Origin of the sequence: Paraburkholderia sp. WS6 (genome assembly GCF_030464835.1) — a bacterium.
GTDB classification, from domain to species: Bacteria; Pseudomonadota; Gammaproteobacteria; order Burkholderiales; family Burkholderiaceae; genus Paraburkholderia; species Paraburkholderia madseniana.
Map to the genome: position 1 here is coordinate 109,470 of NZ_JALQCK010000019.1, position 16,059 is coordinate 125,528.

Consider the following 16,059-nt stretch of genomic DNA (forward strand, 5'->3'; position numbering starts at 1 on the left):
AGGAGTACCTATCCCTTAGGTAGGCACATGGCCTGCCAAACGTTTGCGCTATTTGCACGATTACGTCTGACGATTGAGAGGGTTAAAGATTTGCGTTTTGCATGTCGTTATCCAGTCAAATAAGTCAGGACCATCGCACATACCCGTGCCTCATGAAGACGCGGGATGCGCGAGGCAATAGCTCTACGGGGGATTGAATTTTGAATCAACAACGATCGCCATGGTCGCGCGCAGCGGCTCCGGGCGAAGTCATCTATTCCGAAGGCTTCGCAGGCGACGCCGTCATCTACGTGATCGCAGACGGCAAAGTCGAAATCTCCACTCAATGCGACGAAAAGAAGGTCATTCTCGCCACGCTCGGCAAGGGCGAGTTTTTTGGCGAGGCCTCGTTGTTGCCGGCCGAACCACGAGCGCACACTGCGAAAGCAATAAGCTTCTGTCAATTGACCGTCATCGCGGCAAGCGTAGTGGAAGAGGAACTCGAGCGCGTATCGCCGCTGCTGCGTCATATCGTGCGCACGATGATTCGACGCGTGAAGAAGAAGGACGATGTCCTCGCCACCAATACGCACGCTGATTTTCTGCCAGGGGTTCTCTCCTACGCGCATGTTCTGTCGCTGATGGCGGGTATTGAGAGCGCAGACCGGGTGGATGGACGCGCGCGCCGCGCTCAAGGGGAGGAGTGCTCGGTGCCCCTGCCCGAAGTCATCAAGAAGTGCCATGCGATTGCCGGTCATTCCCGTCCGCATGTGATGGCGATGCTCAAGCGCATGGAAAAACTCAACCTCGTCACGCTCGAACCGGGCCGCTCCGATCGCCTGAGCACGCTGTCGGCGCGCTATTCGGCGCAGGACGGCGCAGCCGGCCGGCAGCTCGTGACCTTCGATCCCGTGCGGATCACGGAACGAGCCCAGCAGGTAGCGGACCACGATCTCGACGTGTCGATCAACAGCGAACTGGAACTGATCGAATTGGCCGACCTGGAAGCCCTGATCGGCGTCGAGAAGAATCTGATTCTCAACAAGCTCTCGCATGCGGAAATCGCCGAAGACATCTTCGCGTTTCGCAAGACCAAGGTGTTGAATTACGTCGAGGAAAAGGGCATCACGTATTTTTCCCGGCGTGCTCCCCGTGGCGCGAGCGAACTGAAGTCGCTGGCCGATCTGGAGTTCGTCGACCAGCGAACCTTGTTCGAAGCCATAAGCGCTTTCGACACCTATGACCTCGCGAAACTGCTTTCCGCCGTGACCGGCGAGCCGATTTCCGATCGCCTGTTCTCGGTGATGACCGAGGCGCGCAAGAAGGAGGTGTCGTGGGTCATGCGCCGCGAGATCAAGATCGATCCGCTCGAGATCGCGGAAATCGAGGAACGCTTCATCGAGACCGTGCGCGCGATCAAATCGCCGGCTGCCGCGCCGCTTTCCAACGTGGATGCCTGAGCCTGATGGTCGGACCACGGATGCTTTCAGGTCCGGTCCGATCACTGGGGCAGCCGTTCGAGAGGATGTATGGATCTTTTGACGCTATTTGGCGCGCTGTTCGGCGTGACCGCCATCGTGGCCGGATTTTCGCTCGAGGGTGGTCATTTCACCTCGCTGTTTCAGCTGGAGGCGTTCGTCATCGTTTTGGGCGGCACCTTCGGCGCGGTGATGATCCAGAACACGTGGGCGAGGTTTTATGACGGCATGAAGCAACTGCGGCTCGCGTTCGTGAAAGCGCGGCAGGTCGACCGGCAAAGCTTGTCGGTCCTGCTCGAGTGGGGCGATCAGGCGAAGCTGAACGGCATGCTCGTGTTCGAGTCGATCGAGGCGGCCGGGATTAACCCGTTTGCCAAACGAGGCCTGGAGCTTCTGGCCAACGGGGTGTCGACGGCGGTGCTCGAAGACGCCTTGCAACGGGAACTGGATGCCTATGAGCGCAACCACATGGCGGCCGCCCGGATATGGCAGCAGGCTGGCGGTTATGCGCCGACGTTCGGCATTCTGGGGGCGGTGCTCGGCTTGATTCAGGTCACGGGCCATATGCTCGAGCCGGCACAACTCGGGCAAGGTATTGCGGTCGCATTTGTTGCGACGCTGTACGGTCTCGCGTTGGCGAATCTGGTTTTTCTGCCCCTGTACGGAAAGATCAGGGCACAGGTGGATAGCGAATTGCGGTTCAGACGTTTGTACCTCGATGGCTTGCTCGCGATTTCGCGCAAGGAGTCGCCCCATACGATCGAAACCCGGCTCGCGGGCGACGTCCGGGAACGATCGGCTGAGTTGCTGGGATAACCTGGGATAGCCTGGCATAACCAGGGATAGCCGGCCTCGATCGGTTGGCGATAACGCGCGAGGCGCTCATTCAAACGCAATTCGGAAGCAGACGTTTCGAGCATGACTATCTCCTCGGGTAACAAGCGCCTTGCGGCGGACAAGACGGGCTACCACCGCGACGATGACGACGGCGATGGCGAGGCGCAATCCGGGCGCTGGTTGATCTCCTACGCGGACCTCATCACCACGCTGATGGTGCTGTTCCTGGCGCTCTACGCGCTGCAGTTGGCGAAGAACCGGGAACTCGAAGTCAGGATGCTCGAGCGCCGCGAGGTGAAAGCGGAGGCGGCCACCGGCAGTACCCACGGGCAGGTCGCCGTGCCCGGCGCACCGGAAGCCGCGAGACGGCAGCTTCTTTCGTTGCTGGCGCCGCTTCAGGACAATCGGCAGATCACGATTTCGAATGCCTCCCAAGGCGTGGAAATCGCCATCAACGCGAAAATTCTCTTCAACTCGGGCGACGCGCGCTTGTTGCCGGAGTCGTTCGATGTTCTGGATCAGATCGCGGGGGTGCTGCGCGATCGCTCGAAGAACAACATCCTCGTCGAGGGGCACACGGACAATGTGCCGATATCGACAGCGAAATATGAATCCAACTGGGAACTGTCGTCGGCACGGGCCGGCGCCGTGGTTCGATTCTTCGCCGACAAGGGCATCGAACCTCACAGAATGGCCGCCATCGGCAGGGCGGACAACTTCCCCCTGATCATCGGCGACGATGCCGCAGCGCGCGCAGCGAATCGCCGCGTCACCATCCTCGTGGAATATTGAGTGGCAAACGGCGCTTGCACGCCGAAGAGCAGGCTGCGAAGATCGCGTTAAAGCGGCTCTTTCCGCTGATGCTTTTCATTTTCCCGACGCTTCTGGCTGGGCTGGTCGGCCCGTCGGCGATCCAGGTCGCGCGGCCGTTGCTCCCGACCATGACCGCCATGTCGGGTGGCTAAGCGATCGAGCGAACCGCATTTACCGGGGAATTCCATGTTTGCGTCGGGCCAGTTTCCTGAACTGCTGAACCACGTGCGGCACTGGCTGGGCGGCTTCGCGCTCGCCCTGGTGATGATGGGCGTGGGCGCGGCGCTGGAGCGGCGCTGGCCGGCCGAGTTGCTGCAGTCGCGCGCCGGGATGCGCTTTAACGTCGTCTACGCGGCACTGTATATGGCGCTCGCGGAAGCCATGCGGCCGCTCATGGCGATGGCCAGCGTCGCGATCATCAATGCGCTTGGCGGCGGCTGGGTCGTGCTGGCTTCGCGGGGGTGGGGCGCGCTGGCTTCCATGGTGGTCGTGCTGTTGACGTTCGATGTTCTGGAATATGCATTTCACCGCTTGCAGCATGCATGGCCCGTGCTGTGGAAGCTGCACTCACTGCACCACAGTGCTGCCGAACTCAATGTCACGGTGACGTTCAGGCATCACTGGTTCGAGGTGCTCCTCAAGGGCTGCCTGCTCTATCCGGTGGTCGGCGTGTTGTTCAAGGTCGAGCCGTGGATCGTTGGCGTCACGGCGGTCATTTTCATGTTCGCCAATTATTTCGCGCACATGAACCTGCGCATCGACCTGGGCCGCTTCACGACGTGGGTCAACAATCCGCAATACCACCGCCTGCATCACTCGAACCGCACCGAGCATTTCGACCACAACTTCACGCAACTGCTGCCGCTGTGGGACCACCTGTTCGGCACGCTCTGGGTGCCCTCGAAGCACGAATGGCCGGCCACCGGTCTGCACGACGGCGCGCAACCGCGTTCGCTGCTGGGTGCGCTGAGCTGGCCGCTGCGCTCGCAAGCCGGGCGTATTCTAGGCAACGCTCGCGCCGCGCACCGCTTTGCCGCCCGTCAAACAGACGATCATGGTGGCCACGACGAGCACGCATAGCGCTACGCGCAAGCCAAGCAAACCCGCGCCGAGTCCGATCAACGGCGGACCGACCAGGAAGCCGGCATAACCTGCAGTGGCCGCCATCGAAACACCGACAGCCGGTGTAACAGTCGAGCGGCCCGCCGCGCTGAAAATCACCGGGACGATATTCGCGAGGCCGACGCCGACCATGGCAAAGCCCACGCAAGCCGTGAGCACGGTCGGCAGGCTCAACACCAGCGCGAGTCCGGCCGCCGCCAGCAGGCCGCCGAAGCCGATCACCTTGCTCGAACCGAAGCGCCGCACGGACACGTCGCCGACGATGCGGCAAGCCGCCATCGAGAACGCAAACGCAGAATAGCCGACTGCCGCGACGCTGGCCGCTTCGCTCAAGGTAGCGCGCAAATACACCGCGCTCCAGTCGGCCACCGCGCCTTCCACCATCATGCAAAGGAACGCGAGCAGGGCAAGTTTCATCACTTTGGCGTTGGGCAACGCGAAGCCGCTGGAGGACACGGCCGCGCGCGGACCGAGATCGCGCAACGCGAGCACCGCGGCGGCGGCCATGAGGACGGCGATGAACACGTCCGGCAGCACGAGACCGCCTATCACGCCGACGCCGCCTTTCTGAAGCATGGCGCCCGTCGCCGCGCCGAGCAGGCCGCCCGCACTCCACGCCGCATGAAACGACGACATGATGGGCGACTTCCATTGCGTTTCGATCGTGCTGGCGTGGCCGTTCATCGAGACGTCGAGCGCGCCGTTCGCCGCACCGAGCGCGAGGAGCACGATGCACAGCGTCGCCAGGTTCGGCGCGAAGACGGGGAGCGGCAGCGCCACGACAAACGCCGCGCCGAGCAGCGCGGTGGCCCGGCCGCTGCCGAAGCGCGGCGCCAACTGTCCGGCCAGCGGCATCGCGATGATGGCCCCCAGCGCAAAGGCGAACAACGCGATCCCCAACGAAGTGTCGCTGAGCGACAGGCTTTCCTTGATGCGTGGCACTTCGACTGCCCAGGCGCCGATCCCGAATCCGTTGGCGAGAAACACGCCGAGGGTGGCCACCCGCTCCTTGAGCGGTTTCATGAGCGGTGTGCTGACGGGATTAGCGAGTACTTTCATGAGCGCGCCATCATCACGTTGTCGCACACCGCTGCGAGTTGGGCGCGCCGCTCGGCCGTCACATCCGCTTCGACGAACAGATGGTCCACGGCGCGCGCTGGCGCAACGTAAAACGGCGCAGCGGTCATCAGTTTTTCCGACGTCACGGCGATGGCGACCTGGCTGCTTGCCTGCACCATCGCCCGTTTGAGTTCGGCTTCTTCGGCGTCGAATGCGGCGACCCCTTCGTCTGGATCGAACGCACACGCACCCAGAAAGCAAAGGTCGGCCTTGATCTGCTGGATCTGCAGCAAGGCGGTGGCGCCGGTCGCGCCGGCTGCGTGCTGCGCGATGCGCCCGCCGATAAGAATGATGTCGAAGCCTGGCCGGTTCAGGAGGCGCGCGCAAGCCTCAGGCGAGTTCGTCACGACGGTTAAATCCGCGTTGTCCGGGAGCGCTGCGGCAATCGCGACGTTGGTCGATCCGGTGTCCAGCAAAATGATCTGCTTGGGCCGGACGATGGACGCAGCGACGACCGCGAGAGAGGCCTTCCGATCCACGGCTTCGTGCATGCGGACCGAGGCGTCTACGCCGGCTGGCGAGATCAGCAGGGCGCCGCCGTACACGCGCTTGCAATGGCCCTGATCGGCCAGCTCGCGCAAGTGACGGCGGACGGTATGTTCGGATGTTTGGAGTTCGGCAGCGAGTTCGGATGCCAATACGCGGCCCTGCGCCTGCAGCCGTTCCAGAATCAGCCGCTCCCGTTCCTCGGGCAGAAGCCCGTCCATTGCGTCCTGTCGCGTTCGTTGCATGACTTCACCTTGCTCGATTGCCAAACGAGCATAATCGAGCATAATTTAACGTAAACGTGCAGAGTGAGCAACGGTGCAATCGAAATTCTTCTGAATGGACGGTTCGGCAGGTCGTTAAGGCGCTGGCTGGGCGGTCTGCGTACCGGGCTGGAGGCCGGTAATCGCCGAGGCCGCGATCCACGCGCGCCATTGCGACGTGAAATTGAATTCGGCATCGATTGCAAATGCCGAGTCGAGCGCTTCATTGAGCGTCGCTCCGCGTTGCAACGCATCGAAGGCCGCATGTGCGGCGGCGCTTTGAACGAGTATCTGCGGCCGCCATTGCGGTCGCACAACCAGTGCATAGGTCGGTGACTCGAGATCTGCCGGAAAGGAGCCACCCGGCTGATGCGCAGTCCAGATCTCGGCGATCGCATAGCGCGAGGAGAAGAGCGCGCAGGCGGGATGCACGGCCAGTTTCGCTTCGAGTAAATCTTCGGGACGGATGACGGTCCATTCCGCTTGCGTAAGCACGTTGGCGTCCGCGGCAAAGTAGGCCAGATGCAGCGACCATTCGAGACGCGCGAGGTTGGCGAAATAACGGAAACGGGGGGCCTGTTCGTAGGTTTCGATGAAAGCCGGTAGCGCTGCGCCGAAGCGATTGAGGTCGCCGCTCTGTGACGGATGTGCTTGCGCGTAGGCCACTGACAGTGCATCGAAGTAGTCTTCGCCGACTAGCGCCAACAAGACGGGATAGGCGCTCGCGAGTGCAGTCCGCCGATTAGCGCGAATGCTGCTCCGATACAGGTCGACGCGCTGGCGCAGATTGTCCGCGAGTTCGGCGCCATTGCCGTTGCCGTTGCAGCGTGGTGTTTGTTCAGCGACGCATGCAGGGCTGTCGGCGCGACCTTGCGCGTGATCGACTCCGCGTCCCGTGTATTGCAGTTGCGAAAGCACAGGTCGCTGTTCGCCCTCCAGCGATTCGGCGAACATGCGCTGCAGTGACTCAAGCGACGTGCGCATCGCCGGCGTCGTGTTGAGTCGAAGGGGTGAGGGCCGAGCGCCTGGCGTGAACGGTTTTCTGGATATCACGGGCGCGGCTGGCTTCATCGAGCATGACGCTTAACGCCGGTATATCGGTATCCCACTCGATCAGCGCCGGTATCGTGCCGAACCGCTGCAGTGCGTATTCATAGACTGCCCAGACTTCGTTGGTGACAGGCGAACCGTGATCGTCGACGACGGCGATGTCCGTCACGCGATGACCTGCAAGATGAATCTCGCCAATCGTGCCGATCGCCAGTGCGTTCATGGCCGCGATGGCGTCCTCTCCATGATTGCATTGGTTCACATACAGGTTGTTCACGTCGAGCAATACGCCGCAACCCGTGCGTGACGCGAGTTCGGCAAGGAATGCCGTCTCGCTGTACTGATCGTCGCGGAATCGAACGTAGGTGGAGACGTTTTCCAGTAGAACGGGCCACCCGAGCGCATCCTGCAATTCGCTGACACTCGAAGCGAGCAGCGCGAGCGCTGCCTCAGTCAAAGGCATCGGCAAAAGATCGTTCAGATGGCCGGCCGATGTCGCGCCCCAGCAAAGATGTTCGGAGACGACAGCCGGCTCGATCCGCTCGATCAGACGTTTGAGCTTCGCAACGTGTACTGCGTCGAGTGGCTTCGCCGAGCCAAGGCCGAGACCGACCCCGTGCAAACTGATGGGCAGGTCGCGTCGCACGGTGTCGAGCACGTGCAGGTCGAAGCCGCCGTCGCCGAAATAGTTTTCACTGTGTACCTCGACCCAGTCGACCGCCGGCGTAGCACGGAGGAAGTCGCGGTAATGGGCATGGCGTAACCCGATACCGATGCCGGGCGGCGCGCAGGCAGAAGGGACGAGGGGATGCATCATAGGCATCGACTGGCACAGGATCGCCGCATTGGCATCAGGAATGCTGTGCGTCGATCTTGCCGCCCATCTTCTTGCAGGTTCCTTTCGGCACGGTCTTGAAGTCGCCTTTGTCGTTGTCGACCTTGGCCTCACCGGCGCAGCCGTGCACACCGGTCTTGCTCGCGCAGTCATTCTGACCGGCCTTGGCGATGCCAAAGCACTGAACCTTCTCGTCCGCATGCGCTGCGCCGATCCCGGTGGCCGCGAGTCCTGCGAGGGCAGCGGCGATCAATGCCGGCCGGCTAAGTTTCGAGTTCAATTTGCTTCTCCTGAGTAAGCGGCGGTGGATCGCACGCCGCACCATTGCAAGTGTCGCTTCGGCATGGGCTGCCTCGGGGCCGATGCGGTGCGCCTGATTCGCCGCGCCGGGGTCATGTGTAAGGCGATTTTAAGCTTGCCGCATTGATTATCCGGCATGTTACTGGCTCATCGTACTCGCGCTTTTTACGGCACAGGCGGCGGTGATTTTCTCGCCGTCGCTGAACGAGAACGTCAGCGGGATCGTCGTGCCGATCTTGAGCGGCTGTTTCGGATGCTCCAGCATCACGTGATAGTTGCCCGGTGCAAAGACGAGCAAGCCGTGCGCGGGCACCGCTACCTGATGGACCATCGCCATGGAAGACGTGCTGCCCTGACTTTGCGTCTGATGCAGCATGGCCATGCCGAAAGCTTCAGTGCTGATGCCGACGAGATTGACCGGTTGATCACCCGCATTACTGGCCTTGAAATAGCCACCCGATGGCAGGTCACCCGGCAGCGCGCGGATCCAGCAGTCGGATACGCTCGCGGTTGCAGCGGCACCCGCGAAGGCCTGAATGGATGAACCGCACAGCAAGGCGGCGAGTAAAAGTTTGCGTGATGTCTTCATGATGTGCTCTTTGGTTCTAACGGCGGAAATGAAGCGTTAAGCAGATTGCCGCATGGCGCGGCCAAAAATCGTGCGATCGGCGAGCCACACCGCGAGCAGCGTGGCGCCCATCAATGGGAAGACGATGCCGAGCAGAACGAGGCCGGTTTTCCAGCCACGCATCGGTGGCGCGGCGCGTTCGCGCGACGGTGCGCCGAGTGAGCGCTGCGGCCGACGTTTCCACCACATCACGCAACCGGTCACGGCCATTCCCGCGAGCCCAAGCGAAATCGCGGCACAGAGAATCTGATTGGCGACGCCGAAATAGCGGCCCATATGCAACGATGTGCCGTACGAGACGGCCTTCGACACCGCGCCGTAATCGCCGTAACGGATGTCTTTCAGCACCGTGCCGCTGTATTGGTCGATGTACAGCGTGCGCTCGTCTTTCGGATCGGAGGGAAAGTACGAGACGGTGTAGACGCCTGTAGCGGATGCAGGCAGCACGATGTCGTAACCGCCCGGGACGCCGAGCGATGCGACGAGAGCAACGATGCGCCCGAGCGGCAGCGCTTGCGCCGCGTGTGCATCGGCGGATTGCGGCACCGGCGTGTTGCCGACGGCCCATGGCGTGAGCGGCAACGGCAGATCGTCCATCACCATGCCCGGCATCGAGTCCATGTTCGCTTCGTGCGCGCCGTGTTCATTGCTTGATGCGTGGGCTCCGTTCGCTCTGTGAGCCGTGTGCGTTTCAGCGCGTGTATCGGCAACACCCGCATGCTCACCGGCGCTCATCCCCGGCATCGCGGAACGCAACGGCAAGCCGCCCCACGAACCCGGCGGCGCGCCAAGATTGGCGGCGCTCGCGAGCGCCTTGAACTGCCTACCCCATGAGCCTGTCCACGGCAGACCGCTCAGCACGAAGATGAGCGCGCCGAGCGCGAGCCAGATACCCATCACGGCATGAAGATTCTTCCAAAGCGCGCGTCCTTGCAGCGAGAAACGCGGCACCAGCGCCGCGCGCGCAGTAGTCTTCTCGCGCGGCCACCAGAGTGCGATGCCGGTGCCGATCATCACCAGCGTCCAGCACGCGGCCAACTCCATCAGCAACTCGCCTGGTTTGCCGAGCAGCAGCTTACGGTGAAGCATGCGGTCCACCTGCATGAAGCGACGCTCGACGCTCAGCGTGCCCAATACTTCGCCGCTGTATGGGTTCAGATAGACGCTCTGTTTTTCGCCATCGGCTAGGCGAAAGATGAACTCCGTGCTGCGGTCCGACGCGCTCGCGATAGGCGCCGTCACCGCGCGCGCATCGGCCGGCATCGCCGCGCGGGCTTTGGCAAGCAATGCGTCTTCAGTCAGCCTGGGTGTGGATTGCGGTTCGACGATCAGGCGGTGCGGGTAAAGCAGCGGCTCGATTTGTGGCTGGAAGCAATATAGCGTGCCGGTGATCGCAAGCACCACCAGAAACGGCATCACAAAGAGACCCGCGTAAAAGTGCCAGCGCCAGAGCGTCCGGTAGCCGGCGTTCGCGGCGCCAGTTGCCGAGGTCGCGCGTTGAGCGGTGGTGGTGGACATTCAATCCTCCTGAAGCAAAAAATGGGTCGATCGGTTTGCGCAGCGATGCATGCGCTGGTTTGCAACTCGCGAGCGCGTCGAGTACAAGACGAGCACGTCGAGTACCGGGCGAGCGCAAACCGCGCATGCCAATCGCGTGTTCACATACGCAACTTCGCTTCGACGTAGAACGTGCGGCCCGGATACGGGTGATAGACGAAATAGCGCGCGTCAAACAGGTTGTCGACGCCGATGCCGACTTCACTCAATTTGGTCGGCTTGAACGTGAACTTCGCGTCCGCCACCGTGTACGAACTGGTGCCGCCGAATACATCGGGATTCGTGTCGGTATTGGTGAGCGTGTTGTATTCGCGGCCGGAGTAGCGCGCGGCGAGCGTGAGCGCCGCACGTTCGTCGATGTGATACGTCGCCGCGAGATTCGCGCGCCACAGCGGAATCCGATAGAAGTACTTGCCGACGGTCGCCGGGTTCTGCGCATTGGCGATGATCTTCGACTGCGTGTACGCCACGCTCGCAAGCAGATCGAGACCGCGCACGAATACATCCTGTCCTGAGTAGCTGGTTTCGACGCCACGCGAGCGCACCTTGCCGATGTTCTGGAAATTCGTCACGTTCGGAATCACCGTCGTATCGGTCTGACTGAAGATCGTGTTCTTCACGTCGTCCTGAAACAGCGAGAAACGGAACACGCCATTCCAGTGAGCCCATTCAGCGGTCAACTCCTTCGAGAGATCGTCTTCGGGCTTCAGATTCGGATTGTTGTTGATGACCGACGAGCCGTTGATTTGCCCCTGGAACATCTCGCCCACCGTCGGAAACCGATAGGCGCGGCCAATCGATGCACGCAAGCTCAGATCGTCGGTGACGTCGAACGACAGCGAGGCTTTCGGCGAAAAATGATGCTGGTTCGCGTCGCTGTACGGAAAGGCTTTGCCGGGCAGCGCCTGCGAGCCGCCATAGGCTTGCCAGTCTTCGTACCGTACGCCGTAGACCAGCTTCCAGCGCGGCAGAAAGTGCCATGCATCCTGGGCATACAGCGCCTGAGTCTGCGTCTTGCCCTTGAATGCATTGGCAAACGACGTCGCCGCACCGTCGCGCCAGTTCAGCGTGTTGTAGCTCTCGTTGTCGAGGAAATAGTTGTCGTAGTGATAGCCGAAGCTCAGCGCGTGACTCGTCAGGCCCGCTTGCGGCGTGACGGGTGTGTAGGTGGTGCGCAGATCGAGCGTTTTCCAGCCGGTACCGTCGCCAAAGATCACCGTGCCGGGGCCGTTGCCCGGTGCACCCGAATTCGCGGTGCGCGCCACGCTATTGCCGACGTCGTAGTACGAAGCGATCGCTTCGCCGTTCCAGCCGGTGGCGTTGCGGGTTTTCAGCGTGAGCCCGTATAGCCAGTTCTCGCTGTGGCCGAGACTCGGGGCGAGAGCGGCAGCCGGAATCGTGTACTCGTAGCCGCCGATCGCGGCCTTGCCGCTGTATACCGGGTTGCCGTTCGCGTCGCGCAGGAAACTCGACGTCGTGCTGTTATAGGTCTGGTGCCAGTAGCCGAGCGTGAAGGCGGCCTGCAGTGTCGGCGTGAAGTCGTACTGCATCTTCAGCTTGAACTGGTCCTGCACCGTGTGTTCGATTCCTTCGCCGTTCACGCTGAGCACCGCGGTCGGCGTGTTGGTCTGGTTGTTGTAGAAGTAAGCGCCGGTCACCGGCGTGTCGCCGGCCTTCGCGGGCGTACTCGACTTCGCCAGCGAGGCGAATTGCAGCGGCTGGCTCGTGTTCTCAAGGTGATTCACGCCCAACCGATACGAGAACTTCCCGATCTGATCGCCGATCGACGCGCTCGTCTCGCTGCCGTTGAAATTCTGATTCACACCGAACAGGCTGAAGTGCTGGGTGAAGGCTTTGACGTCGGCTTCGGCTTCGAACTTCTTCGGCATGCGGGTGCTGATGAGTACCGTGGCGCCTAGCGAATTGCCCGGATAGAGCGCGGAAAACGGGCCGTAGATCACGTCGACCTGCTGGATCTCGTCGGGAAACACCATCGACCAGCGCGGCGGGAACGAATAACTGTTGCCCAGCAGATTGCTGAGCAGCAGACCGTCCGCGTAGACGAGGCCGCGTGCGCTCTGCGTATTGCTGGTGCCGCGTACGGCGATGATCGAGTTCAGATCGCCGATAAAGCGCTTGCGCACGGCAAGGTTCGGCATGTACTTCAACACGTCTTCGGTGTTGACGATGTTCCAGTTGTCGAACTGTCCGCGCGTCACGGTCTCGACCGAGGCCGGCAGGTCAGGGTCGACGGCGCGCGGGGCGGCGACGGTATTGGCATTGGCGGTGACGCTAACAGCAGGCAGCGTGGCGTCGGCGGGCGCGCTATCCGCGTGAGCCGGGGAGGCGATAAATGCCGGTGCGAAGGCCGGAATTAGCGCTGGGAAATACGACAGCGACGACAGCGGCCGCAGGCCGGATGGAATGCGCCGAGCGCCGCGCCGGGCGCAAAAGGGCAGCCTTCGCAAAGCGAAGTTGAGCATGAACGTTTCCTTGATGCATTGAACAGGCGATCGCGCGCCCCCTCAACGGGTGCGACAAGATGCGCGATCAGGAACAACAGCGATCAGGAAACGGCGGGCGGGCCTCTTGGGCGTCCGGACGGGAACGCGCCGAGCGGCGTGAAGCGGGTGGAGAGGGCGGGCGGCACAGTGCCGGCAAGCGCGAGCGCGGGCGGCGGTTCGACGGCTGCGACGCTCGGCAGGGCGACGTGATGCTGGAGCAGGTGGCAGTAGCCGCATGCGCCGAAGGCGTCGTCATGGCTGGGATGGACAGGCGCCGGGTTGGCCTGCGTAGATTGGCTCACCAGGCTCTGATTGGCCGGCTGTAGCGCCGAACAGAGCGCCGCGAAGGGCTCGTTCGCGCGGTTCGATACCAGCATCTGACTCACGACCGGCGCGAACACGACAAGCCACATGGCGATCAGGCCAAGCCATGCGGTCATGCGGTTATGGGAGCGTGGAGTCATGGTGGTGAACGTAAAGACGCGGGCGATTCTAGCACTGCCACACGGTCTTTTCTCGTGTGATTCCGTTTATAGCGTTGGATTAGAAGGCCGAATCCCGCTCATTTCGGGGCGTTACAGCCTGACCGTTTCCCTTAAGCTGCGTGGTAAATGTTCCGCTCTCCCTGTCAGCGCTTCGCCCCCTGCGTGGACGCGCAGAAACGCGAAACGCCGGACAGGGTGCACAAAACACGATTGACCCGGCCCGACCGCCACCGCAACCAGTAACCACGACTCATGACCGCCACGCAGACGCGCGCCTCCTCGATAGCCGACATCAATCAGCAGGCGGCATTGCTCTGCAAAAACGGGCAATTCGCCGATGCCTGGTCGTTGGTGAAGCCGATCCTCGAACCGCACGACGAGGTGGCGCAAGACGCGCGGGCCGACGCGTTGAATATTGCCGGCGCCTGCTGGTACGGCATGGGCAACCTGTCCGACGCGGAAACCTACTGGCGCCAGTGTCTGCGCGCAAAACCCGACTATGCCGAGGTGTACAGCAGTCTCGGCATGCTGCTCAAATCGCACGGCCGCCTGTCGGCGGCCAAGGCGGTCTATCGGCAACTGGTCGCGTTGCGTCCCGGCCAGGCCGACGCGCACAACAATCTCGGCACCGTGCTCTACGGGATGGGCTACAGGGACGAGGCGGAGGCGTCATATCGTCAGGCGGTCGCGATCCGCCCCGACTACGCGGAGGCGCACTACAACCGGGCTATCGTATTGCACGAACTGCGCCGCCTGCATGAGGCGGAAGTGGCCTATCGCGAGGCGCTGATCGGGCTGCCGGAACACGCCGAGGCGCACAACAACCTGGGCAACGTGCTGATGGAACTCGGCCGCGTTGCCGAGGCGGACGCCGCATACCGGCAGGCGCTGACCATCAAGCCCCAGTATCCTGAAGCGCTCAATAACCTCGGCGGTGTGCTGAAGGCGACGTACCGCCTACCCGAGGCCGAGTTGGCTTGCCGGCTCGCGCTGGCGATTCGCCCGGACTACGCCCAGGCGCACCTCAACCTCGGTGCGGTGCTGGCTGATCTCAAGCGTCTGCCCGAGGCTGAGGCGGCGTACCGGGAGGCAATCGCGCTTCGCCCGGACTATGCCGAGGCGCACTACAACCTCGGCCTCGCGCTAGCCAGCCTGGAGCGTCTGCCCGAGGCCGAAATGGCTTACCGCGAGGCGATTCGCTGTCGGCCCGACATCGTTCACGCGCACAACAACCTGGGTTGCGTGCTTCGTCAGCTCGACCGTTTGCCGGAGGCGGTCGAGGCCTTCGCACAAGCGCTCGCGCTCCGTCCCGATCTGGCCGAGGCTCACTACAACGTCGGGACCGCGCTGGCGCAACTCAAGCGGCTGCCGGAAGCCGAAGCCGCTTACCTGCGGGCGCTCGCTCTACGCCCCGATTACGGCGACGCCCGGTTCGGTCTGGCTGTGCTGGTGCTCGGCATGGGCCGCTTTGAAGAGGGTTGGCGGTTATATGAGTGCCGCTATGAACAGCCGGGTTTCGTGCATCACAAGACGCGCGCCATGTTGAGCTGTCCGCAGTGGCAAGGCGACACGCTCGCCGGCAAGTCCTTGCTGGTCTGGCAGGAAGACGGACTCGGCGACATGGTTCAATTCAGCCGCTATTTCGCTTTGCTCAAGGCGCAAGGGGCCGGGCATATCGCCTTTGCGTGTGCGCCTGCCTTGCACCGGCTGATGGCTACGGTGGACGGCGTCGATGCCGTGCTCGATCACGATACGGCGTTGGCCGGCGTAGCCGCATCGACATACGACTGCTGGACGAGCCTGTTGAGCGCGCCGCTCCACTTGCGTACGACGGTGGACACGATTCCGCGCGCGGTTCGTCTTGCGGCTGAGCCGTCGCTCGTCGAAAAGTGGCGGCCGATACTCGAGACCATGCCGCCCGGCCGCAAGGTCGGGCTGGTGTGGAAAGGCAATGCGAAACACCATAACGATGCAAACCGGTCGATTCCAACGTTGGCCACGCTCGCGCCGCTCTGGAGCGTGCCGGGTCTGAGCTTCGTCAGCCTGCAAAAAGGCCAGGGCGAGGATGAGGCGCAAAACCCACCGGCCGGTCAACCGCTGCTCGAACTCGGCTCGGCGGTGAACGATTTCGCGGACAGCGCCGCAATCATCGAGCAACTCGATCTGGTGATTTGCGTGGACACGTCCACGGCGCATCTGGCCGCGTCGCTGGGCAAACCGTGCTGGGTGATGCTGCCGGAGAAAGACATTGACTGGCGCTGGATGCACGAGCGCAACGATTCGCCGTGGTATCCGCACACGCTGCGGCTGTTCCGCCGGGCAGCGGGCGAAGGCTGGTCCGTGACGGTCGAGAGGGTGCGGCGGGCGTGTGCGGAGCGGTTTTCCGCTGAGAAGGCTACCGAACTCTGCAGCACCAGAAAATGATCTTGCAACCCTCGTGACTGGCAACGAAGCAGAGTTTTTCATAGAAACGGTGCGCGTCCGGGTGGATGTGGGTCAAGAAATCTTCCTGCCCCGTTCTGGCGGAAAAATGCCGGGCCAGCGCGGTTCCGATACATTCCGATAAACAGATTAGATAGCATTGCACGCTCCTTTAGGTGCTT

At 62.4% G+C, this 16,059-nt stretch carries 15 protein-coding genes; 6 read left to right on the top strand and 9 right to left on the bottom strand.

From position 1 onward, the window contains the following. The first annotated feature begins 200 nt into the window (after positions 1-200). The 5 genes from M0D64_RS22670 (at position 201) to M0D64_RS22690 (ending at position 4,187) form a co-directional block, all read left to right on the top strand. On the top strand, positions 201-1,439 hold the full coding sequence (locus tag M0D64_RS22670) for a Crp/Fnr family transcriptional regulator (RefSeq protein WP_266259315.1): 1,239 nt from the start codon (positions 201-203) through the stop codon (positions 1,437-1,439). Between the two features lie 69 nt (positions 1,440-1,508). Beyond that, positions 1,509-2,273, top strand: coding sequence for a flagellar motor protein (locus M0D64_RS22675; protein ID WP_154558485.1), 765 nt, complete (start codon positions 1,509-1,511; stop codon positions 2,271-2,273). A gap of 102 nt (positions 2,274-2,375) precedes the next feature. Next, complete coding sequence (locus tag M0D64_RS22680; RefSeq protein WP_171927371.1) at positions 2,376-3,086, top strand: OmpA family protein; 711 nt, start codon at positions 2,376-2,378, stop codon at positions 3,084-3,086. Between the two features lie 14 nt (positions 3,087-3,100). Further along, a complete protein-coding gene (locus tag M0D64_RS22685) occupies positions 3,101-3,259 on the top strand; it encodes a hypothetical protein (RefSeq protein ID WP_266259316.1) in 159 nt (52 codons plus the stop codon). A gap of 34 nt (positions 3,260-3,293) precedes the next feature. Further along, positions 3,294-4,187 (top strand): sterol desaturase family protein, encoded by an 894-nt coding sequence (locus tag M0D64_RS22690; protein ID WP_266259317.1) that lies wholly within the window; start codon positions 3,294-3,296, stop codon positions 4,185-4,187. Here the strand turns inward: M0D64_RS22690 and M0D64_RS22695 are convergent. The 9 genes from M0D64_RS22695 to M0D64_RS22735 form a co-directional block, all read right to left on the bottom strand. Continuing rightward, positions 4,110-5,288, bottom strand: coding sequence for an MFS transporter (locus M0D64_RS22695; RefSeq protein WP_266259318.1), 1,179 nt, complete (start codon positions 5,286-5,288; stop codon positions 4,110-4,112). The two genes, M0D64_RS22690 and M0D64_RS22695, sit on opposite strands and share 78 nt — an antisense overlap. Continuing rightward, positions 5,285-6,079: a DeoR/GlpR family DNA-binding transcription regulator gene (locus tag M0D64_RS22700; protein ID WP_266259319.1), complete on the bottom strand. Its 795-nt coding sequence runs from the start codon at positions 6,077-6,079 to the stop codon at positions 5,285-5,287. Before M0D64_RS22700 ends, M0D64_RS22695 begins: the two co-directional genes overlap by 4 nt. Positions 6,080-6,193: 114 nt before the next feature. Then, entirely contained in the window at positions 6,194-7,081 is an 888-nt protein-coding gene (locus tag M0D64_RS22705; protein ID WP_266259321.1) for a DNA-binding domain-containing protein, read from the bottom strand. After that, entirely contained in the window at positions 7,065-7,964 is a 900-nt protein-coding gene (locus M0D64_RS22710; protein WP_266259323.1) for a DUF692 domain-containing protein, read from the bottom strand. Before M0D64_RS22710 ends, M0D64_RS22705 begins: the two co-directional genes overlap by 17 nt. 34 nt (positions 7,965-7,998) lie before the next feature. Next, positions 7,999-8,262, bottom strand: coding sequence for a DUF2282 domain-containing protein (locus M0D64_RS22715; protein WP_266259324.1), 264 nt, complete (start codon positions 8,260-8,262; stop codon positions 7,999-8,001). Positions 8,263-8,421: 159 nt separating this feature from the next. Next, positions 8,422-8,871, bottom strand: coding sequence for a copper chaperone PCu(A)C (locus tag M0D64_RS22720; RefSeq protein WP_266259326.1), 450 nt, complete (start codon positions 8,869-8,871; stop codon positions 8,422-8,424). A 36-nt stretch (positions 8,872-8,907) separates the two neighbouring features. After that, positions 8,908-10,428 (bottom strand): PepSY domain-containing protein, encoded by a 1,521-nt coding sequence (locus M0D64_RS22725; RefSeq protein WP_266259327.1) that lies wholly within the window; start codon positions 10,426-10,428, stop codon positions 8,908-8,910. A gap of 140 nt (positions 10,429-10,568) precedes the next feature. Beyond that, positions 10,569-12,950: a TonB-dependent receptor gene (locus tag M0D64_RS22730; protein WP_266259328.1), complete on the bottom strand. Its 2,382-nt coding sequence runs from the start codon at positions 12,948-12,950 to the stop codon at positions 10,569-10,571. An 83-nt stretch (positions 12,951-13,033) separates the two neighbouring features. After that, positions 13,034-13,435 (bottom strand): DUF2946 domain-containing protein, encoded by a 402-nt coding sequence (locus M0D64_RS22735; RefSeq protein WP_266259329.1) that lies wholly within the window; start codon positions 13,433-13,435, stop codon positions 13,034-13,036. Between the two features lie 273 nt (positions 13,436-13,708). Here M0D64_RS22735 and M0D64_RS22740 point away from each other — a divergent pair, with 273 nt between their 5' ends. Then, positions 13,709-15,880: a tetratricopeptide repeat protein gene (locus M0D64_RS22740; protein ID WP_266259330.1), complete on the top strand. Its 2,172-nt coding sequence runs from the start codon at positions 13,709-13,711 to the stop codon at positions 15,878-15,880. Positions 15,881-16,059 lie beyond the last annotated feature (179 nt).